The 21,010-nt window shown below is 44.9% G+C and carries 17 protein-coding genes and 1 pseudogene; 15 read left to right on the forward strand and 3 right to left on the reverse strand.

All coding sequences use genetic code 11. From position 1 onward, the window contains the following. Positions 1 to 15: 15 nt before the first annotated feature. On the forward strand, positions 16 to 1,395 hold the full coding sequence (locus DBX26_RS24010; RefSeq protein WP_118121122.1) for an L-serine ammonia-lyase: 1,380 nt from the start codon (positions 16 to 18) through the stop codon (positions 1,393 to 1,395). A 118-nt stretch (positions 1,396 to 1,513) separates the two neighbouring features. Here DBX26_RS24010 and DBX26_RS24015 read toward each other — a convergent pair whose 3' ends face one another. Continuing rightward, positions 1,514 to 2,560, reverse strand: a complete 1,047-nt coding sequence (locus DBX26_RS24015; protein ID WP_118121123.1) for a GlxA family transcriptional regulator — start codon at positions 2,558 to 2,560, stop codon at positions 1,514 to 1,516. Positions 2,561 to 2,964: 404 nt separating this feature from the next. On the opposite strand from DBX26_RS24015, the gene DBX26_RS24020 reads away from it, so the two are divergent. The 4 genes from DBX26_RS24020 to galK all read left to right on the forward strand — a co-directional run bounded on the left by DBX26_RS24020 (position 2,965) and on the right by galK (position 7,980). Further along, entirely contained in the window at positions 2,965 to 4,008 is a 1,044-nt protein-coding gene (locus DBX26_RS24020) for an NAD(P)-dependent alcohol dehydrogenase (protein WP_118121124.1), read from the forward strand. Positions 4,009 to 4,490: 482 nt separating this feature from the next. Next, positions 4,491 to 5,501: a UDP-glucose 4-epimerase GalE gene (gene galE / locus DBX26_RS24025; RefSeq protein ID WP_118121125.1), complete on the forward strand. Its 1,011-nt coding sequence runs from the start codon at positions 4,491 to 4,493 to the stop codon at positions 5,499 to 5,501. 55 nt (positions 5,502 to 5,556) lie between these two features. After that, positions 5,557 to 6,609, forward strand: a complete 1,053-nt coding sequence (locus DBX26_RS24030; protein ID WP_118121126.1) for a UDP-glucose--hexose-1-phosphate uridylyltransferase — start codon at positions 5,557 to 5,559, stop codon at positions 6,607 to 6,609. 210 nt (positions 6,610 to 6,819) lie between these two features. Continuing rightward, positions 6,820 to 7,980, forward strand: coding sequence for a galactokinase (gene galK / locus DBX26_RS24035; RefSeq protein WP_118121127.1), 1,161 nt, complete (start codon positions 6,820 to 6,822; stop codon positions 7,978 to 7,980). 145 nt (positions 7,981 to 8,125) lie between these two features. On the opposite strand, the gene DBX26_RS24040 is transcribed toward galK, so the two are convergent. Beyond that, positions 8,126 to 9,037 carry an AraC family transcriptional regulator gene (locus tag DBX26_RS24040; protein ID WP_118121128.1) on the reverse strand — a complete coding sequence of 304 codons (912 nt, stop codon included), beginning with the start codon at positions 9,035 to 9,037 and terminating at the stop codon, positions 8,126 to 8,128. A 425-nt stretch (positions 9,038 to 9,462) separates the two neighbouring features. Here DBX26_RS24040 and DBX26_RS24045 point away from each other — a divergent pair, with 425 nt between their 5' ends. The 7 genes and pseudogenes from DBX26_RS24045 to DBX26_RS24075 all read left to right on the forward strand — a co-directional run bounded on the left by DBX26_RS24045 (position 9,463) and on the right by DBX26_RS24075 (position 15,368). Next, positions 9,463 to 10,092 (forward strand): carboxymuconolactone decarboxylase family protein, encoded by a 630-nt coding sequence (locus DBX26_RS24045; RefSeq protein WP_118121129.1) that lies wholly within the window; start codon positions 9,463 to 9,465, stop codon positions 10,090 to 10,092. 366 nt (positions 10,093 to 10,458) lie between these two features. Then, complete coding sequence (locus DBX26_RS24050; RefSeq protein WP_118121130.1) at positions 10,459 to 11,352, forward strand: DUF3737 family protein; 894 nt, start codon at positions 10,459 to 10,461, stop codon at positions 11,350 to 11,352. A gap of 104 nt (positions 11,353 to 11,456) precedes the next feature. Further along, positions 11,457 to 12,517, forward strand: a pseudogene (locus DBX26_RS24055) (MalY/PatB family protein). 32 nt (positions 12,518 to 12,549) lie between these two features. Next, positions 12,550 to 13,029 (forward strand): cyclophilin-like fold protein, encoded by a 480-nt coding sequence (locus DBX26_RS24060; protein WP_254063581.1) that lies wholly within the window; start codon positions 12,550 to 12,552, stop codon positions 13,027 to 13,029. A 408-nt stretch (positions 13,030 to 13,437) separates the two neighbouring features. Next, positions 13,438 to 14,154: a carboxymuconolactone decarboxylase family protein gene (locus tag DBX26_RS24065; RefSeq protein ID WP_118121131.1), complete on the forward strand. Its 717-nt coding sequence runs from the start codon at positions 13,438 to 13,440 to the stop codon at positions 14,152 to 14,154. Positions 14,155 to 14,168: 14 nt separating this feature from the next. Then, complete coding sequence (locus DBX26_RS24070) at positions 14,169 to 14,666, forward strand: cupin domain-containing protein (protein ID WP_065303789.1); 498 nt, start codon at positions 14,169 to 14,171, stop codon at positions 14,664 to 14,666. A 90-nt stretch (positions 14,667 to 14,756) separates the two neighbouring features. Then, a complete protein-coding gene (locus DBX26_RS24075; RefSeq protein ID WP_118121132.1) occupies positions 14,757 to 15,368 on the forward strand; it encodes an NAD(P)H-dependent oxidoreductase in 612 nt (203 codons plus the stop codon). Positions 15,369 to 15,560: 192 nt separating this feature from the next. Here the strand turns inward: DBX26_RS24075 and DBX26_RS24080 are convergent, their stop codons facing one another. After that, the gene (locus DBX26_RS24080) at positions 15,561 to 16,502 is read right to left on the reverse strand and encodes a sugar-binding transcriptional regulator (protein WP_118121133.1); all 942 of its coding nucleotides are present in this window, start codon (positions 16,500 to 16,502) and stop codon (positions 15,561 to 15,563) included. Between the two features lie 234 nt (positions 16,503 to 16,736). On the opposite strand from DBX26_RS24080, the gene dalD reads away from it, so the two are divergent. The 3 genes from dalD (at position 16,737) to DBX26_RS24095 (ending at position 20,964) form a co-directional block, all read left to right on the forward strand. Beyond that, positions 16,737 to 18,104: a D-arabinitol 4-dehydrogenase gene (dalD, locus tag DBX26_RS24085; RefSeq protein WP_118121134.1), complete on the forward strand. Its 1,368-nt coding sequence runs from the start codon at positions 16,737 to 16,739 to the stop codon at positions 18,102 to 18,104. A gap of 9 nt (positions 18,105 to 18,113) precedes the next feature. Continuing rightward, complete coding sequence (gene xylB / locus DBX26_RS24090) at positions 18,114 to 19,574, forward strand: xylulokinase (RefSeq protein WP_118121135.1); 1,461 nt, start codon at positions 18,114 to 18,116, stop codon at positions 19,572 to 19,574. Between the two features lie 115 nt (positions 19,575 to 19,689). After that, positions 19,690 to 20,964 carry an MFS transporter gene (locus DBX26_RS24095; protein WP_014234530.1) on the forward strand — a complete coding sequence of 425 codons (1,275 nt, stop codon included), beginning with the start codon at positions 19,690 to 19,692 and terminating at the stop codon, positions 20,962 to 20,964. Positions 20,965 to 21,010: the final 46 nt, after the last annotated feature.

Here is a 21,010-nt window from a genome sequence, read left to right on the forward strand (position 1 = left end):
TAGGAGTAGCAAGGGATGTCTATCAGTGTTTTCGATTTGTTTAAAATTGGCGTTGGGCCATCAAGTTCTCATACTGTCGGACCTATGGTTGCCGCCAATCGATTTGCCAATGAGTTAGATGAGTTAAATTTCTTAGAATCGACTCAGCGAATCGTGGTTAAGTTAATGGGGTCCTTGAGTGCGACTGGCGTTGGCCATGGCACGGATTCTGCCATCGTCGTTGGCCTAATGGGAGAGCTACCGGACACCGTTGATACGGCAACGATCCCTGTCATCACACAGGAATTAAAGCAAGGTGGTGACTTATGGCTGAAGCGTAAAAAGCTGGTCCCTTTTGACTGGTCAAACGACATGAAGTTCTTGCGCGAAGTGCACCCTTATCACCCGAACGCAATGGAACTCATCGCCATCGACGAATCCGGTCATACGTTATACCGAAACGTTTATTTTTCTGTGGGCGGTGGCTTCATTTTAGATAAGAAAGAAGCGCTGTCTGAGAACTCTGCAGCGGATTCTGTCACGCTTCCTTATGATTTCAATAGCGGTGAAGAACTTCTCCAGCTATGCCAGAAAAACCAAATGAGTATCAGTGAACTGATGCTGGAAAATGAAAAGATTTGGCGTTCAGAACAGGAGATCAGAGACGGCTTGCTTAATATCTGGTACGCGATGAAGTCTTGTATTTCCAACGGCCTCAATGCTGAGGGCGTATTGCCAGGTGGACTAAATGTTAAACGCCGTGCAAAGAAACTATTCGACTCGCTCGTTTATTGTGCCAACCCGAATGTCATTAGCTCCACACTTAGCGGCATGGATTGGGTCAATTTATACGCGTTAGCCGTTAACGAAGAAAATGCAGCTGGTGGTCGAATGGTAACGGCACCGACAAACGGCGCGGCGGGCATCATTCCAGCCGTATTAATGTACTTCAAAGAATTCACGCCGAATTGTTCTGATGAGCAGGTGGTTGATTTTCTTCTAACGGCCGCTGCGATAGGTATTCTTTGTAAGAAGAATGCGTCTATCTCTGGTGCGGAAGTGGGTTGCCAGGGTGAAGTGGGCTCTGCTTGTGCCATGGCTGCTGCGGGTGTTTGTGCCGTTCTAGGGGGAACGCCACTACAAATTGAAAACGCAGCAGAAATCGGCTTAGAGCATAATCTTGGATTGACCTGTGATCCGGTCGGCGGACTTGTTCAGGTGCCTTGCATCGAACGTAATGCGATCGCTGCAATGAAGGCTATCAATGCAGCTCAAATGGCATTGCGTGGAGACGGAGAGCATTTTGTGTCTCTGGATAAAGTTATCAAAACAATGCGCGATACTGGCCTGGATATGCAGGATAAATACAAAGAAACATCAACAGGTGGCTTAGCTGTTAATGTGATTGAGTGTTGATATTTTCTATCTCTCGTCCTTGGTGTTGACACTCACTTACTAAGCCAAAGAAGACACAGCGGGCTCTGTGTCTTCTTTTTTTATTGCTAGCTTCCATTTTTTATTGGAACTTGACTGGTTAGCGTGTCGAATGCGTTGAGTTTTTGTTCTTCATATTTTGACGCAGTTGAGTCGGGGTGTAACCAAAGAAGTCTTTAAAACAGTTACTGAAGTGGCTGCTACTCACAAAGCCACAGCTCAAGCCAATCTGAATAATAGGTTCTTTATTCTTTTCCAACTCTTTATGAGCAGCTAACAAACGTAGCTTCAGATAATACCTCGATGGCGAGATATCGAGATGGGTTTGAAATAGCCGTTCTAGCTGTCTGCGAGACATCGATAAAAATCGCGCGAGTTCGTCGGGCGTCAACGGTTCCTCGATGTTTGATTCCATCAGGCTAATGGCATCTTGCAAGGCCTCGGGGCGGGCCAGGGTATCTACTGACGGCTTGTTCGGCTGGCTGTGTAAAATTGTCTGTCTTCCTTCTGACGCTTGATCACAGCTTAAGATCTCGCGTACTGCCCGCACTAGCTTTTGATCAAACTTCGCCTCAATAATACTCAGCATCATCTCCATGGCACTATTTGGTCCCGCGCAGCTAGCACGATTGGCCGACACCTCATACGTGAGGGAGGATAATTCCAGAGTAGGGAAAGTGGTATGAATAAACTGATGACTGTTAGGATGCACAGCGGAAGCGGTATTTTCTTCAATGGCGTTCGCATGAGCTAATGCAATGGTCCCATTCCAAATGCTGCCTAGATTGATCTTTTGATTGTTGGCAGAGGTCAGGCATTCCGTTAGTGGCTGGGATGCTTGCGTACTGCAACGATAACCGCCACACACAAACAGCCAATCCAGTGAGCCTCTTTTGTGTAGATTTAGCGACTCAACCGTTGCATCTGTTGCGATATCGATGCCTATATCACTCAATACTTTACGCGAATCGATACCAAAGGTTTGAATCTGAAATAAGCTGGTTTCATGGACTAGGTTTGCCGTAATAAGCGCATCCATGGCAGCAGTAAATGCCATAAGAGAAAAATGTGGTTGGAGAATAAAACCGATTCTGATTGGTTCAGGACAAGGATTACGCTCAATAGATTGCGGCTTGTTTTCCTGCATTTACTTCTCACTTTCTCTTAGGTTGGGGCATATGTTTGGATATGGATCTTATTCCTATATTTAGGCATAAATATAGTCTGACGGCTAATCTCTTTGACAGAGAGTGTGAAGGTGTGTGAATGGGAGAGGAACTGGTGGCTTCTTTTCTGATTTACCTCGTGACTTTAGGTTTTATTCCACGGCTAAGTGAATAGATAGCAACCCTATGCTTTTTGTGCGCAGACGACACTATATGAATGATTACCGTTGAGCCTCGCTTAATCTGAAGCCACGTGATTACTATCGAGCAAGGATAAAAGATTATCGGGCAAGAACTGTGATCTCTAAGTGTATAAGGTGATAGTGATGACTTGTGACTGATAGTCATCCTAAATTAGCAATAGAGAATAAAAGGATATTGTGACATGAAAACAATTGGGTACGCGGCACAATCAGAAAATACGGATCTTGTACCATATCATTTCGAACGCAGAGAGTTACTTCCAAATGATGTCGCGATTGAAATAACCTATTGTGGTGTATGCCACTCAGATTTACATACCGTTAATGGTGACTGGGGACCTCAACCATATCCACTGGTTCCTGGCCACGAAATTGTTGGTATCGTTACCTCGGTAGGTGCGGAAGCATCTCGATACAAAGTAGGTGACCGAGTTGCCGTCGGTTGTATGGTGGACAGTTGTCAGGAATGCGACCACTGCCATGACAGCGAAGAACAGTACTGCCGCAATGGCATGACGCCGACTTACGGTGCACCAGATCGTCATACCGGTGAAATCACTCAAGGTGGTTACTCTAAACACATCGTGGTTCGTGAAGAGTTTGTATTAAGCGTTCCAGACTCGTTGGATATGTCTCGTACTGCGCCAATTCTTTGTGCAGGTATTACAACATACTCACCACTACGTACTTGGAACGTAACTGAAGGTTCGCGAGTTGGTGTGGTCGGTCTAGGTGGTTTAGGTCACATGGCGGTTAAGCTTGCTGTGGCAATGGGTGCTGAAGTGACGGTAATCAGCCGTACAACAAGCAAGGAAGAACAAGCAAAAGCATTGGGAGCTAAAGCTATCCTGGCGTCAACAGACGAGCAGGCAATGCAAGCTGCGGCTTCTTCGTTCGATCTCATCATCGATACAGTACCAACCAAGCATGATGTCAATCTATACACGCCATTGTTGGATCTAGACGGATCACTTGTCATTGTTGGTCAGGTTGGTCCATTAGACGAGCTAATGAGCGTGCCTCTAGTATTTGGTCGTCGTCGCGTTGCTGGTTCGTTGATCGGCGGTATCGCTGAAACGCAAGAACTTCTGGATTTTTGTGCTGATCATGACATCTACCCAGAATGTGAAATGATCAAAATGAATGAAATTAACGATGCATTTAAGCAGCTCGCTTCTGGTGATTTAGCGCATCGATTTGTTATCGATATGTCTTCTCTGGCGTAGTCATACGATTAGCAGAAAGTGAATAAAAATGAGGGATCTGAGTTTGACTCAGGTCCCTTTTTAATGGAGAAAATTCAATTCGCTTCTCCATACCCATCTTTTTCCTGTTTCTTAGTACTCATGAGTTATTACTCATTCAGAGCTAACTGTCACTAAGTGGTATCGTTTACAATTTTGGCGTATTTACAATTTACTATGTAAGTTGACGCTTCTTGATTATCTTAGAGCTGTGACCAATTAAGGTTTTAATAATCGTTCTATTTTTCGATTATGCGTGATTTTTTCTTTCTAAGACTAAACAGTGCTTTTATCTGTGGAAACGTTTACACTAATTTGAGTTTGATCACGGATCTAAATCGGTTTTGGTTGATAGAATTTTAATCAGCGAAGAATTGGGCGTATCGACTTGGTGTGAATAACGCTGGCTCAGTGAGCATCAGGTCCGGTAACGAGCAGGAAGCAGCAACAGCGGAGAAGTAAAAGTGAGAGTACTTGTCACAGGTGGTATGGGTTACATCGGCAGTCACACATGCGTTCAGATGATTGAGGCGGGCATGGAGCCCATCATTGTCGATAACTTGTGTAACGCCAAAACAGAAGTATTGAGCCGTATTGAAGCGCTAACTGGCAAACAGCCAACTTTTTATCAAGGCGATATTCGTGATGAAGCGTTTTTGGATTCGGTATTCGCTGAGCATGATATCCAAGCGGTCATTCACTTTGCAGGTCTGAAAGCGGTAGGTGAGTCAGTCGTCAAGCCATTGGAATATTACGATAACAATGTCAATGGCTCATTGGTGTTGGCGCGTAGTATGCGTAAAGCGGGTGTGAAGAGCATCGTATTCAGTTCCTCAGCAACCGTCTACGGCGATCCAGAAATCGTTCCGATCACAGAAGACTCACCAACAGGTGCAACCACTAACCCATACGGTAGTAGTAAACACATGGTGGAAGCGTGTTTGAGTGATTTGTTCAATGCTGAAAGCGATTGGAGCATCACTTTGCTGCGCTACTTCAACCCTGTCGGCGCGCACCCATCGGGCACCATGGGTGAAGATCCACAAGGCATTCCAAACAACTTGATGCCGTTCATTGCACAAGTCGCGGTTGGTCGTCGTGAAAAGCTCTCCGTATTTGGTAACGACTACCTAACGCCGGATGGTACAGGTGTGCGTGATTACGTCCATGTAATGGATCTGGCTGATGGCCACATTGCGGCATTGAAATCTGTGGGTGAGAAAGAGGGTTTGCATATTTACAACCTGGGTACAGGTAAAGGTTCTAGTGTACTTGAAATGGTAGAAGCTTTCGGTGCCGCTTGCGGTAAACCTGTGCCTTATGAGCTATGCCCGCGTCGTTCGGGTGATATCGCCGAATGTTGGGCGAGCACAGACAAGGCAGAGCGCGAGCTTGGTTGGAAAGCAACACGCAGCGTTGCTGAAATGACTGCCGATACTTGGAATTGGCAATCAAATAACCCACAAGGTTACTAATTTTCATCCGGTGCAGTGCATCGGACTAGTAAGAAGAATCAGTTGAGTAAGTAAAATGTCGAACGTTGAATTTAACCCAGTGGATCACCCACACCGCCGTTACAACCCACTAACGGGTCAATGGATTTTAGTGTCACCACACCGTGCAAAACGTCCTTGGAGTGGGGCGGATGAGAAAGCGGCGATTGATGAGTTACCAAGCTACGATGAGAAGTGTTTCCTGTGTCCGACAAATGAGCGTATCTCTGGCGATGCTAACCCAGATTATCAGGGCACGTACGTGTTTAATAACGACTTCGCTGCTCTGATGGTGGATTCACCAGATGCGCCAGAATCAGACAACCCACTATTCAAAACCCAAGGTGTACGCGGTTTGAGCCGAGTGATTTGTTTCTCTCCTGACCACAGCAAAACCTTACCTGAACTACCGGTAGACAAAATCCGTGGCGTGATTGATACGTGGAACGAGCAAATTGAAGAGCTAGGTAAAGATTACGTTTGGGTTCAGGCGTTTGAGAATAAGGGTGAAACCATGGGCTGTTCTCAGCCTCACCCACATGGTCAAATCTGGGCGAACAGTTTTTTACCAAATGAGATTGAACGTAAAGAGCAAAACCTAAAGGCTTACTACCAGGAACACGGTAGCAACCTGCTGGTGGATTACGTACAAGCTGAGCTAAAAGACGGCTCCCGTATCGTCGTTGAAACCGAGCATTGGTTGGCGGTTGTCCCTTACTGGGCGGCGTGGCCATTCGAAACCATGCTGCTACCCAAAACACACATTCGCCGTATGAGCGAGTTAAGTAATGAGCAGCGTGACGACTTGGCGGTAGCTATCAAAAAGCTGACCAGCCGTTATGACAATCTATTCCAATGTTCTTTCCCTTACTCAATGGGTTGGCACTACGCCCCGTTCTTTGAAGAAGGCACAGACATCGACCATTGGCAGCTTCACGCATTGTTCTACCCGCCACTTTTACGCAGCGCGACAGTTCGTAAGTTTATGGTGGGTTACGAAATGCTGGCCGAAAGTCAACGCGACTTAACCGCAGAGCAAGCGGCACAGCGTCTGCGTGATCTAAGTGATTTGCACTACAAAGAACAGTAACCCCGTCATATTTGAAACCGCAGCGTTGTTGCCTGCATAAATCCACCGGATCGCCGGCCGCCCTAATCACATAGGAAATCTATGCTCATAGGACTGAATTTACTTGTCGCCTAGCTGCAATTCCAAATATTTAGGGCTTAACAAAATTTTCTCGGACTATCTGCCAGTTAAAGAGAAATTGAAAAGAATTTATGAGATTAGGAATTCAATATGTCTGATTTAATCCAAAATGTGAAAGCGTCTTTTGAGAACGTGTTGGGCTATGCGCCAAGCCATATTATCCAAGCGCCTGGTCGTGTAAACCTGATTGGTGAACACACCGACTACAACGATGGTTTTGTACTGCCATGTGCAATTAACTATCAAACGGTTGTTGCGGCAGCAAAGCGTGAAGACAACCTAGTACGTGTGGTATCGGTTGATTACGATAACGCGGTTGATGAATTCGATATCACTCAAGAAATCATATTCCAAGAAGACAAAATGTGGGCAAACTACATTCGCGGTGTCGTGAAGTGCCTGTTGGCTCGTGGCTACCAGTTTACCGGTGCTGATATCTCTGTCAGCGGCAATGTTCCTCAAGGTGCGGGGTTGAGCTCATCAGCGGCACTGGAAGTCGTGATTGGTCAGACGTTCAAAGTGCTCTTCAACCTGGAAATAAGCCAGGCGGAAATCGCATTAAATGGTCAGCAAGCCGAGAACGAATTTGTTGGTTGTAACTGCGGCATCATGGATCAAATGATTTCGGCAGAAGGCCGTGAAAACCACGCCATGCTATTGGATTGTCGCAGTCTGGAAACACAAGCGGTTTCTATGCCTGAGGACATGGCAGTCGTGATCATCAACTCGAATAAAAAACGTGGTCTGGTTGACAGCGAATACAACACTCGTCGTGAGCAATGTGAAGAAGCGGCGCGCATCTTTGGTGTTAAAGCTCTACGCGATGTCACCATTGAGCAGTTCAACGAGAAAGTTTCTGAGTTGGATGAATTGGTGGCAAAACGTGCGCGTCACGTGATCACTGAAAACGATCGCACAGTCGAAGCGGCAAAAGCGCTTCGTTCGCAAGATATTAAACGAATGAGTGAACTGATGGCTCAGTCTCATGCATCAATGCGTGATGATTTCGAAATTACCGTCAAAGAAATCGACCTCCTGGTTGAGATGGTGAAAGAAGTGATTGGCGAAGAAGGAGGCGTGCGCATGACCGGTGGTGGCTTCGGTGGCTGTATCGTCTCTCTCGTTCCACCTGCATTGGTGGACAAGGTGAAATCGACGGTAGAAGCTAAATATGAAGCTGCGACAGGTTTAAAAGCATCGATTTATGTGTGCAAAGCTAAAGATGGCGCAGGTCTGGTTGAAGCGTTGTAAGTATGTTTTAAGCAGCTAGAGAAAGTGATTCCGCAAACACCGCGATTAACGAGTGTTTTCTAGCCGTTTGCGTTTTAGAGAGCATCTGGGGTGGGCAATATGCCCACTTTTTCATTATTTTATAACGGGTTGAGTAGAAGCAAATTTAAGAGATGTTGGCTTCTTTGAGCGCTTTAATGTCTTTCGAAGGTGGCAAACCAAACAAGCGACTGTATTCGCGGCTAAATTGGGAAGGGCTTTCATATCCAACTTTAAATGTTGTTGCCATTGCATCTAAGTTTTCTGTCAGCATCAATCGACGTGCTTCACTCAATCGCAACTTCTTCTGGAACTGTAATGGCGTCATCGATGTCATTGAACGGAAATGCGTGTAAAAAGCAGATTTACTCATACCACTGTACGCTGCAAGATCGCCTACGCTTAATGGTTTGACAAAGTTGTTCTTCAGCCAGTCAATGGCTTTGGCGATTTGGTGACTATGGCTACCTGTCGTCACGATTTGGTTTAATCGTGCGCCTTGCTCAGTCATTAATAATCGGTAAAAAATCTCTCGTTTGATTACCGGAGCCAAGATCTTAATGTTATCAGGCTCGTCTAGTAGCGTCATAAGGCGAATAAACGCATCTTGTAGCGAGCCTGACAGTTCTCCTACAGCAATACCTTTCTGTGCTTCCTTGCTGGTCTTAAAAGAAAACTCACTATCTACAATGAGTTGGGAAATCTCTTGTAAATCCAGTTCCATTATCAGTCCAAGGTAGGGTTCATCTTCGCTTGCTTCCATTATGTTGGCAGTGATAGGGAGATCAACTGACGAGATCAGGAAATGATTGGCATCATACGTGAAGCTATCATCACCCAGAAAAACACGCTTTTTTCCTTGAGCAATCAGACAGATGCTTGGGTTGTGAGTGTAGCTGGTTGGTGGTGTAGGCGTTGTCCAGCGACTTAATCTAAGCCCTGGGATTTCAGTATCAAATTGTGTGGCATCACCGGTCCATTTTTGGATTTTTTCAGCAAGGATTGATGCTGCTACGTTTGTGTTTTGTGAATCGTTCATTGCTACTCCACGGGCAACCAAAGGGTTGGACTACTTCTGTCTTCGACTATTTAGTTATAACAGCTATTTTCCTTATGTAAAGATTATTAGGCAATTTGCTATTGATAGTTCAATCACGATTTTTTCGATTGCTCTCTCGGCTTATCATGCACTTATTGTTCGTTGAATTAGTATAAATATTTTATATAACAATACATTACAGTTTATTTTCTTAGGGTTAAGTATTGGCTAAACCTCTTCTCTAGTTCTCTTGTCAATATTAGTGTTTGGATAATTAGGCAAGTATTGGCAATCATTAGGCTAACGGGTTTTTAAATTTAGGCGTAGATTTAGACATGTTGTTACCGTCAACACAACCTGCTGTCTTGTTATCCAAAGGGTATCAGGACATTGATTCGCCTTTTGATTCAAACTTCGGAGGAACCATGCAAGAACACTTTTCTGGTAAAGAGCAAGCCATCATTCCAATAGCAGCATTCACTGCAAGTGGTGAGCTTGAAAAGCTGAAGATGAGTTTGGTCGAAGGGTTGAACGCAGGCCTCACTATCAGCGAAACCAAAGAAATACTGGTACAGATGTACGCATACACTGGCTTTCCCAGAAGTCTTAACGCGCTCGGGACATTTATGTCTGTTGTAGAAGAGCGCAAGCAGCAAGGAATCTTTGATACAGAAGGCGAGCCTTCAAGCCCTCTACCAACAGACGAAAGCAGTTTAAGTTTTGGTACTAAAAACCAAACCCAGTTAGTTGGGCAAGTTGTCTCTGGCCCTTTGTTTGATTTTGCCCCCGAAATTGACCAGTACCTTAAAGCACATCTGTTTGGTGACATTTTCCAACGTGATGTACTGACATGGAAAGAACGAGAGCTTGCGACGATAGCCGCCTTAGCAAATATGCAAGGTGTTAATGGTCAGCTTCAGGCACATTTTGGTATCAGTTTAAATAATGGTATCACGCCAGCCTTGTTGAAAACGTTTATTGGTGAACTAAAACAGCACTGTGGTGAGGATGTTGCATTAAATGCCAATCAAGTTCTGGATAATATTTTAGGCTAAAGGAAATGAGTAATATTTACGACGTTTATATTTGGTAGCAAATATTATAATCCAGCATTGAAACACTCCCATTTTACAAATTGATGGGAGATTATCTTAGGAAAGATTGTCAGTGACGTAGTCATCACTTTTTAAAGTTTCGCGTAAGGTGTACTGATCCACTGCCTTTTTGTATTCCTTACCTTTTTATTCAGTTATTAGAGTGGCTGGGAGTATATATTTATTTTCTTTCGCTCTACATTAAATAATTTGACGAGTTTTATTAATGTGCCCGCTTGGTTTCCAAGCTATTTATTGTTCATTTATAAGTAAGCACTGGCAATGTTTGCCAACGTTAATTCCTTAATTTCTAAGTTCAGGTGTACCATGACACTATCGAAAACAATCCAAGACCAACTCTGTCAGCAAGAAAAATTATGCGACACCTTCTTTGAAGGTGAGAGACCATTATACGCTGAAGAAAACAAATATCTGCATAAAGTGCGATTTTACCCGGGCGAATCAGCGTTAAAACATTCGCAAAATATCATGGTTAAACACTGTGAGTTTATGGGTAAATATCCCTTCTGGCATAGCAATGACATCTTGATTGAGCAGAGCCTGTTTACGGTATACGCACGCGCTGCTATCTGGTACTCCGAGAACCTGACGATGAATAACTGCGTGATCGAAGCGCCTAAAATGTTTCGCCGTGTCTCGAATCTTACTATTGAAAATACGAGATTCCCGAATGCGGGTGAAACCTTGTGGATGTGTGATAACGTCAATTTAAACAATGTCGAAATGCGCGGCGCCGACTATGTTTTTATGAACTGTGAAAATGTAGAAATTGATGGCTTCAAGCTACAAGGAAACTACTCGTTCCAAGACGCTAAAAACGTGACTATTCGCAACGCGTATTTGGACTCTAAAGACGCATTTTGGGGCACAGAAAATGTTACGGTATACGACAGCGTCTTAGATGGTGAATATTTAGGTTGGCACTCAAAAAATCTACGTTTGGTTAATTGCACCATTCGCGGTGAGCAGCCGTTGTGTTACGCGCAAGATCTAATCATGGAAAATTGCGTCATGGAAGAGACGGATCTGTGTTTTGAATACGCAACATTGAACGCTGAAATTGTTTCCGACATCATCAGTATCAAGAATCCTTTATCTGGCTCTATTAAAGCACGCTCAATCGGAGAAATTATCTTTGATAAGAATTGCAAGAACCCAGGAGGATGCACAATTGAAACGGAATTTGAGGTGAGAACATAATGTCATCTTTCAACTTTGATCAAATTGTTGAACGACAAGGGACTGGCAGTGTTAAGTGGGATAGCATGGGGAACAGCTCTATTCTTCCGATGTGGGTCGCGGATATGGATTTCCACACTGCCGAACCTATTGTAAGTGCATTGAAACAACGTGTTGAGCATGGCGTTTTTGGTTACACCAAAGTCCCTGACGCTTATTACGCCGCGGTTATTAACTGGTTCGGTAAAAGACACAACTTTCACATCCAACGTGAGTGGATTCAGTACACGTCAGGCGTAGTTCCTGCGTTATCAGCTATCCTGAAAGCACTGACCAATCCGGGTGATGGCGTTATTGTTCAAACTCCCGCGTATAACTGTTTTTTCAGTTCGATTCGCAATATGGACTGCCACCTTGTTGAAAATCCGCTGGTGAATCGTGATGGTTATTACGAGATGGATTTTGACGATCTTGAACGAAAAGCTTCTCGATCTGATGTGAAGGTTCTGATTCTATGCAACCCCACAATCCGGTTGGCCGTGCGTGGACACAAGAAGAGTTGACCAGATTGGGTGAGATCTGCTTTAGACATGGTGTCAAAGTGATTAGCGACGAAATCCATTGTGACCTTACGTTTCCGGGAGTTCAACATCAGCCTTTTGCTGCCTTGGGGGATGAGTTTCTTGCTAACACAGTGACGACAAACTCGCCAAGTAAGTCGTTCAATATCGCTGGGTTACAAATCGCCAATATCATCACTGCTGATAAGCAACTCCGTGACAAAATCGATCGCGCATTAAATATTCATGAGGTTTGTGATGTGAATCCTTTTGGCGTAGCAGCATTAATGGCGGCATACAACGAAAGTGAAGCTTGGCTTGATGCGCTGAGAGAGTATCTTCATCAGAACTATTTGGTTGTCGTTGCATTTATTAACCAGCACTTACCACGTTTAAGTGTCATCCAGCAGGAAGCCACGTATTTGGCATGGATTGATTGTCGTCAGCTAGATTTGCCTTCCGCAGAAATCGGCGAAAAACTGATAACTGAAGGCGCTCTTATGCTCAATCAGGGCGCGGTTTACGGCACCCAAGGCGAGGGTTACATTCGTCTCAATATGGCTTGCCCGAGAGCGCAGCTACTCGATGGGCTGCAGAGAATGGCACGCGTATTAGGTAACCTCTAATACTGTCACTTAACTAAAAGGGAATCACGACTATGTTGTTAAAGAAGTGGCACAAAACCATTTTATCCACGATTCCAGTGTTGCCCGCATTACTTATTAGCCACATTTGTTTCGCTTCTGGAAACGTGACCGAGAGCGGAGATATTACCGGGGAGAGTACAATGAAGATTCGTTTTGTATTTGATGATCGCACCGTCACTGCGACGTTAAATGACAGTCCGAGCACACAAGATTTTATCGCCCAACTACCATTAACGGTAGAGTTGGAAGATTATGCCAGTACTGAAAAAATAGCCTACCTACCATCGAAGTTAACCAAGGAAGGGGCGCCAGCTGGCGTGAGTTCCAAAGCGGGAGACATATCTTACTACGCGCCTTGGGGGAACTTAGTCGTGTTTTATAAAAACTTTGGCTATGCATCTGGATTGATTAACCTCGGTAAAGTTGACGGCGATTTATCGCGCTTTACTTCTGGTGGCTCAATGAAAGTCACTATCGAGGTTAGTGAATAATATATTGAATTTTGTAAATAAAGGCCTGTTAATCAAACAGATTAACAGGCCTTTATACGTTAATCAGTGAGACGGGATATAAATGAAATTACGCCTGATTATTACTATCTAATTAAATAGACGATTTTTACTTCTACATTTAAATGACTAGCTAGTATAAATAACGATTAATTGTTTATTGATTAGTTTTTATATTTTAATAGTCAAGTCAATGGTCGCGTTATTATTGTTTCAGAATGTAACATGGTGTTTTTATTTATATCTCAATTCTAGTGGAGTTTGCCTAATAGAAGATTAGGCAATAATTAAACTCTTCTAGGCAAAGTAGTATGCAGATTTTGCGATAACTTTATATTTAGAGAGTGCAATTGAAGTACTCATAAATGCAAAGGGAATAGGGAGACACAAATGTTTCATATAGGCAGATATTTCAGTAAATGGTCCATTTTGGTGGCGAGTTTGCTAGCGGTATTGACTATGAATACCGCAACGGCGGCAGAAGGTTTTGATACTAAAGAGAAGGCGATTATTCCGATCGCAGCGTTTGCCGCCAGTGGTGAAATCGAAAAGCTAAAAGTAAGCTTAAACGAAGGCTTGGACGCAGGTTTAACCATTAATGAAACCAAGGAAGTGCTGGGTCAGCTATACGCATATGCTGGTTTTCCTCGTAGCCTGAATGCATTGGCTGCATTTATGCAGGTTCTTGAAGAGAGAAAGAGCAATGGAATCGAAGACGTCGTTGGTCCAGAGTCATCGCCACTACCGACAGATAAAACCAGCCTTGAATTTGGTGCTGAAAACCAAACTAAACTCATCGGCGTTGAAGTAAAAGGGCCGTTATTTGATTTCTCTCCTCAAATTGATGAATACCTGAAATCTCATTTGTTTGGTGACATTTTTGCTCGTGATGTGCTGACTTGGAAACAACGTGAAGTCGCTACGATTGCGACCCTATCCAATATACCGGGTGTAAACAGCCAATTGGCAGCTCATTACAACATTAGTATGAATAACGATGTAACCGTTGATGAGCTAAAAGAATTCATCACCATCATTGAAAAGCAAGTTTGTGAAGACGTGGCTAACAACGCACAACAAGTTCTGGACTCGGTCCTAAATAAATAACAGGGAATTCGATTATGAAAAATAAACTCATATTAACGTTACTGGCAGGGATGGTTTCATCGACGGCAATGGTTTCAACTGCCAATGCTGCTGACGATGCGGCAGGCAGCCAGCAAGCGTATCGCGCACAAGATCTTAAATCCTTTAACGGGCCGGAAAATTTGTTCACAGGAAATGTAAAAGTGGACATGCTATTCCCTGAAAATGACGTCGCGAATTACAGCGCTGCTTATGTGACATTCGAAAAAGGCGCTCGTACCGCGTGGCATATGCATCCTGCAGGCCAGCATATGATTGTCACTTCTGGTGTGGCACTTACTGGTACCCGAGATGGTAAAGTGATTCGCTTTAGCGAAAACGAGAGCGTTTGGTGCCCACCGGGTATTGATCACTGGCACGGCGCGACCCCAGATGCACCAATGACACACCTTGTTGTTACAGCATCGAAAGATGGCAAAAATGTTATCTGGAAAGAGAAAGTGACTGACGAGCAATACGCTGCTGGTCAATAAAATCTTGGCATCAATAAAATTAAGCTCAGCTCGCTGGGCTTAATTTTTTTACAACAACTGTGGAAAGATAGAATTTTAGGAACAGCGCAAATGAAATGGGATAGCGTCATTAAGCGGGCTGGATTTTTTCTCGCCTTGCAAGTTCTGTGGCTTACATGCATCAATGTTGTGTCCGCTGCAGAGCAGGTTCATAAAACGGATATAAAAACGCTGGTTATTGTCTCACATCCCTATCCAGAAAGGTCAGTGATGACCAAGGGGATGCAGCAAGCTGCTGAAAGTGTTGAAGGAGTCACAGTCAGAAACCTCGAGACTATTTATGGTTTTGATACTCGCGCCATCGATGCACAAAAGGAGCGCGAGCTAACGAGAGAACACGATCGCATTGTATTTATGTTTCCAACCCATTGGTTCAATATTACTCCGATGATGAAAGCTTACATGAATGATGTTTGGGGGAGTGTAGGACCTGGATTATGGCAGGGAAAAGAAATGCTGTTGGTGACGACTGCGGCTGGTGGTGCTAGTACCTACGGGGAATCGGGCAGAATAGGCGTTAAACTAGAAGATGTGTTCTTACCAATGAAAGCGAGTGCGCTGCATGCAGGTATGACTTACCTAACGCCATTAGCATTTCAATCCGTCTCTCGTTCGGAATTACCTGAATATCAACAAGCGTTGATAGAAAGGCTAACACACTAATTTGGCTAAACGTTTCTACCATATTAATTAAACACATTAACTTCTCGTATTTCTAATGAGAAAACGTTGTTGTCTTGATGCAGACTTTCAATTGAGCCGCAAATTGATAGCGTTATGCGGACAATTGAAAGTCTGTTTTAACGGGTCGCGGGCGACACCTGAAGAGAGCTACTGTTTAAACTGAAAATTCGCTTATTGCGTTAATAACCATCTCGCTGTTGCTTCGTCGGTAACTAAACCATTCACCCAGTGTCCTCTCAGTGCGGCGAGAATAGCCGGGCGTTTATCTTCCCCACAAGCCGCGCCAATTCGAGGGCAATCATTGTTACGTATATCGTAACTGGTGATGAACGTGTTGATGGTGCAGTCGATCACCTCACCCTCAGCATTGATAAAACGACCAAGTATTTCGCCTACCGCTCCTTGCTGATTGAGCTCATCTGCCTTATCTGCAGAGATGAAACCGTCTTTGATGATTGGGCTGGCTTTACTCAATGAACCGATACCGAGGAAAATCACATTCGCACTGTTGGCAACGCTGGATACCTCTTTGAATACACGCATACTTGCCCAAGTTTTGAATTCGTCGGTAGAGGTCGCGTAACGTGGGGCGGGCAATTGGAAGTAATTTGCCTGAATTTTTCGCGCCAGAATCAGTGGCACATCATCATAGTAATTACACTGGCCATCTATGCCCATAGCACTGATTAGGGCGACACATTTACTGTTTGGTGCTTCAAAATCAATTCGATTAATGGCTTTTTTAAGTGTTAGGCCAGAGCCAATACCAATGATCTGATTCTGCTGGTCTTTCATGTATTTCGACATGAGCTGGAAGCAGCCAAAAGATACGTTATCAAGCGTCTCATCATCGCTGATGGTTGGCACGATATTACACTCTACCAATTGATACTTCTCTTTAAGCAGTTCTGCGTAGTCCAAACAAGTGGAGATCGGATGGTGAAGGCCGACGGAGACAATCCCTTCTTCTTTCGCTGCTGCTATCAGGCGCTGGACAACTGGACGTGATAAGCCAAGTTCAGATGCTATATCGCGCTGATTTCGACCAGATATGTAATACATCCAGGCTGCGCGAACCATCTGATCGGTTTTAAAACTATCGTCTCTCGCCACGTTTTATCCTTATTATTCAGCTTATTGCGTTTCTCTTGATGACAATATTTAGTTCGTCATCGTATCTAGAACATCTATCTTCTCTCTAACTTCGCGTGAGTGCAATAGCAATCAATTACTCACAAATGAACAAAAAACCAATTAACGGTCTTTTGCTCATTTGTGATCTATCGCTCTTTATTTGGTAATTTGATCAATTAGAGTTAAGCCATCAAACAAAAACGAGGAAATATAATGAAAAACCAATATACGTGGCTTCACATCGGTCTGGGTTCATTTCACCGTGCACACCAAGCCTGGTATCTGCACAAATTGCTAGAAACGGGTGACCAAAGCTGGCATATCGCGGCAGGTAACATTCGCAATGATGCAGAATCAACCGTTGAAACTCTCCGTGCGCAGAATGGTGAGTATGTGTTAGAGACGGTCAGTCCAGCAGGGGAGCGTGAATATGAGGTGATCAAATCTATTCAGACGTTGCTCCCGTGGCAGGAAGATTTGGCGCCGCTGATTGAAGAAGGTGCAAAAGCGCAGACAAAAGTGATCGCCTTTACGGTCACAGAAGGCGGGTACTACTTAAAAACAGATCACTCACTGGATGTTGATAACGCAGTCCTAAAAGCTGATCTGAGCGGTGGCCACCAAACAATTTACGGCACGGTGACAAAAATCCTTGAGCGCCGTATGGCGGATAATGCTGGACCAGTGACACTGCTGAACTGTGACAACGTGCGTCACAATGGTGAGCGATTCCGAGATGGTCTAATGGAGTTCCTGACTCTGACTAGTAAGGCTGACGTGTTGCAATGGGTGAAGGCAAATACGACAAGTCCGAACACCATGGTGGATCGTATTACACCTCGTCCTGCTGAAGACCTGCCATATCGGATTAAAGCACAAACAGGTATTGAAGATAACGCGCCAGTGATGGGTGAAACTTTCATTCAGTGGGTAATTGAAGACAGTTTCAAAGACGTTCGACCTGCACTGGAAAATGTAGGCGTGGAAATGGTGGAGTCGGTTATTCCTTACGAAGAGGCGAAAATCCGAATCTTGAATGCTTCGCACAGCTGTATCGCTTGGGCCGGAACATTAGTTGGCCAGTCATTTATTCACGAAAGTACTTTGACGGATTTTATCTACAAGATTGCGCACGATTACGTCAGTCAGGATGTGATTCCTTGCCTTGGTGACAATGGTATCGATCTGCCGACCTATCTTGAGGTGGTGTTAGAGCGCTTTACCAACCCATACATTAAAGACACCAACCAGCGTGTCGCTGCGGATGGGTTTTCTAAAATCCCGGCCATGATTACGCCGACGATGATTGAATGCTATCAGCGAGGTGTTACACCAGATGCGACTGCGATGCTGCCTGCGCTGTTCTTTGTCTTTATGCACCAGTGGCACAAAGGTTTACTGCCTTATGAGTATCAGGATGGGATTCTTGATGAAAATGCCGTGCACAGCATGTTTGATTCTGAAGACCCAATCGCCGCTTACGCGCAAGATGTCGCTTTGTTTGGTGAACTAGCTAGTCGCGCGGATTTTGAAACATTGCTGCGAGAAAAAATTGCAGCAGCTTACTCAATGATTCAATAAGGAATGGGCATGTATCTAGGTATAGATCTCGGCACCTCAGAAGTGAAAGCGTTGGTGATTGATGAACACGGTGAAACGGTCGCTTCACACAGCGCACCACTGACGATTCAACGCCCGCATCTTCATTGGTCGGAACAGGCACCGCAAGAGTGGTGGGAAGCAACGAACTATTTGATCGGGGCGCTGCGTGAGAAATGCACTGAGCATTGGGGAGCAATTAAAGCCATTGGTTTGTCTGGACAGATGCATGGCGCAGTGCTTCTGGATGAGACCAATGATGTGATTCGTCCAGCTATTTTGTGGAACGACACACGTTGTCACGAAGAGTGCAACGAACTTGAAGCGGCCGCTCCGGATCTGCATGAAATTGCGGGCAACCTTGCGATGCCAGGATTTACGGCGCCTAAGTTAATTTGGGTTCGCAAGCATGAACCTGAAAACTTTTCCCGCATTAGCACAGTGCTGCTGCCGAAAGATTATCTTCGCTTCAAAATGACTGGCAAAAAAGTTTCCGACATGTCGGATTCTGCAGGCACGTTATGGTTGGATGTCGCTAAGCGTGACTGGTCAGATTCTCTGCTCGACAAATGCCAGCTAACGCGGGAACAAATGCCCGAACTGGTCGAGGGCTGTGAAGTATCGGCTTCTTTGTCCGCTGACTTAGCCCACAAATGGGGGCTAAGTCCTTCGGTAATCGTCGCTGGTGGAGGTGGTGATAATGCCGTAAGCGCAATCGGTGTTGGTGCGGTAAGTCCGGGTGATGCTTTTATTTCCCTTGGCACTTCTGGCGTACTGTTTGTGGTCAACGAGAAATATCGCCCCGCACCTGAGTCTGCCGTACACGCCTTCTGTCATGTTTTGCCACAACGATGGCATCAGATGAGTGTCATGCTAAGTGCTGCCAGCTGCCTTCAATGGTTCTGCCGCATAGTAGGCACAACGGAAGTGGAGTTGTTGGCTGAAATTGAGCAGCTTAGTGAAGAAGAGAAAGCAAAAGCGCCAATTTTCTTACCGTATCTGTCTGGTGAGCGTACGCCACATAACGATCCGGAAGCGACGGGTATGTTCCACAGTATGACCCATTCCACCAACCGTGCCTTACTTGGCTATGCGGTGATCGAAGGGGTGAGCTTTGGTATTGCTGATGGTCTGCGTGTGTTGCAAGAAAGCGGTACGCACATCGAACAGTGTTCATTGGTGGGTGGTGGTGCACGTAGCTCGTTCTGGGCGCAGTTACTCGCCGATATTCTTCACTTGCCAACGATGACTCACAAAGGTGGTGAAACGGGTGGGGCGTTAGGGGCGGCTCGACTTGCTTGCCTAGCTTCAGGGAAATCGGTGGATGAAGTATGTAAGAAGCCGGAAATTCACCGCGTTTATCAACCGAATGTCGAGCGTGAAGCAGAGCTGTCTGAGCGTTATTCACGTTTTCGCGCCCTTTACCAAAACGATTTGACTCTGCGGGCATAACACTGGCCGTTTAGAGCCTCCTTAGAAAGAACATCACAACTAAAAATGGACTACGCCCCCCAAAAAGAAAAAGGAGGGGGCGTGGGATTCCTTTACCCTACGAAACGAGGAATATATGGAAAACGTAAGCAAACAGTGGCTTGGATTGCCGCTCAATCTGATATGGGGATACGTCGCTATCGCAATCTTTATGACTGGTGATGGCTTTGAACTGGCGTTTCTGTCGCACTACATTACCGAGCTTGGCTTTAGTCCGGCTCAGTCATCTTTTGCATTTACACTGTACGGTCTGGCTGCGGCGTTGGCCGCTTGGGTATCCGGTGTGGTAGCGGAAATCATTACTCCACAGAAAACGATGAAAATTGGTTTTCTACTCTGGTGTGTATTCCATGTACTGTTCTTAACCCTTGGGTTGAGCCAGTCAAACTACGGACTCATTTTACTGTTTTACGGAATTCGTGGCCTTGCTTACCCACTGTTCCTTTACTCATTTATTGTGGTGATTGTACATAACGTTCGCAGTGATGGCGTAAGCTCCGCACTCGGCTGGTTCTGGACGGTATATTCCATCGGTATTGGTGTTGCGGGTAGCTACATTCCTAGCTTTACTATTCCTTGGATTGGCGAGTTTGGTACCTTGTGGTTATCGCTGGCATTTTGTGCCGCGGGTGGTCTAATCGCCATGGTCGCTCTGCGTAATGTTAAAACGCCGACGCACATGCATAACCTGACTAACAAGCAGAAACTGACCGAATTAAGCCGAGCAGTAACGCTTCTTTACACCAACAAAAACATACTTTTCTCAAGCTTTGTACGCATTATTAACACGCTGTCGCTTTTCGGTTTTGCGGTCATCATGCCGATGATGTTTGTCGATGATCTTGGCTTTACTACGTCTGAGTGGCTTCAGGTTTGGGCAGTGTTCTTCTTCACCACCATCTTTTCTAACGTCTTTTGGGGAATCTTGGGCGAAAAACTGGGCTGGATGAAAGTAGTACGTTGGTTCGGTTGTGTGGGAATGGCACTATCTAGCCTTGCGTTCTATTACATTCCTCAGCATTTCGGTAATAACTTTTACATGGCATTGATCCCGGCCATTTCTCTGGGGATCTTTGTAGCAGCCTTTGTACCAATGGCGGCAGTGTTTCCTGCACTGGAACCAAACCACAAAGGCGCGGCGATTTCGGTTTATAACTTATCTGCCGGATTGTCTAACTTTCTTGCGCCAGCCATTGCGGTGGTATTACTACCGTACTTCAGCACAATCGGTGTGGTTATTGCCTACACTACGTTGTACGTGCTGGCCTTTTTCTTTACCTACTTGATTAATGTTGAACAACCAGGGTTTGAAACGACATTTGTTGAGTCAGATAAAGTGTCTGTCGTTTAAAAGACTTAGGGTATGGCAATGGTTTTGGTTGTCATACCTTTTCTAA

The sequence above is a fragment of the Vibrio sp. dhg genome (assembly GCF_003443775.1).
Classification (GTDB): Bacteria; Pseudomonadota; Gammaproteobacteria; order Enterobacterales; family Vibrionaceae; genus Vibrio; species Vibrio natriegens.

Excerpts from the sequence above, each read along its gene's own strand:
- DBX26_RS24010 (WP_118121122.1), top strand. The coding sequence starts at position 16 with ATGTCTATCAGTGTTTTCGATTTGTTTAAAATTGGCGTTGGGCCATCA.
- DBX26_RS24015 (WP_118121123.1), bottom strand. The coding sequence starts at position 2,560 with ATGCAGGAAAACAAGCCGCAATCTATTGAGCGTAATCCTTGTCCTGAA.
- DBX26_RS24020 (WP_118121124.1), top strand. The coding sequence starts at position 2,965 with ATGAAAACAATTGGGTACGCGGCACAATCAGAAAATACGGATCTTGTA.
- DBX26_RS24030 (WP_118121126.1), top strand. The coding sequence starts at position 5,557 with ATGTCGAACGTTGAATTTAACCCAGTGGATCACCCACACCGCCGTTAC.
- galK (WP_118121127.1), top strand. The coding sequence starts at position 6,820 with ATGTCTGATTTAATCCAAAATGTGAAAGCGTCTTTTGAGAACGTGTTG.
- DBX26_RS24040 (WP_118121128.1), bottom strand. The coding sequence starts at position 9,037 with ATGAACGATTCACAAAACACAAACGTAGCAGCATCAATCCTTGCTGAA.
- DBX26_RS24045 (WP_118121129.1), top strand. The coding sequence starts at position 9,463 with ATGCAAGAACACTTTTCTGGTAAAGAGCAAGCCATCATTCCAATAGCA.
- DBX26_RS24050 (WP_118121130.1), top strand. The coding sequence starts at position 10,459 with ATGACACTATCGAAAACAATCCAAGACCAACTCTGTCAGCAAGAAAAA.
- DBX26_RS24060 (WP_254063581.1), top strand. The coding sequence starts at position 12,550 with ATGTTGTTAAAGAAGTGGCACAAAACCATTTTATCCACGATTCCAGTG.
- DBX26_RS24065 (WP_118121131.1), top strand. The coding sequence starts at position 13,438 with ATGTTTCATATAGGCAGATATTTCAGTAAATGGTCCATTTTGGTGGCG.
- DBX26_RS24070 (WP_065303789.1), top strand. The coding sequence starts at position 14,169 with ATGAAAAATAAACTCATATTAACGTTACTGGCAGGGATGGTTTCATCG.
- DBX26_RS24075 (WP_118121132.1), top strand. The coding sequence starts at position 14,757 with ATGAAATGGGATAGCGTCATTAAGCGGGCTGGATTTTTTCTCGCCTTG.
- dalD (WP_118121134.1), top strand. The coding sequence starts at position 16,737 with ATGAAAAACCAATATACGTGGCTTCACATCGGTCTGGGTTCATTTCAC.
- xylB (WP_118121135.1), top strand. The coding sequence starts at position 18,114 with ATGTATCTAGGTATAGATCTCGGCACCTCAGAAGTGAAAGCGTTGGTG.
- DBX26_RS24095 (WP_014234530.1), top strand. The coding sequence starts at position 19,690 with ATGGAAAACGTAAGCAAACAGTGGCTTGGATTGCCGCTCAATCTGATA.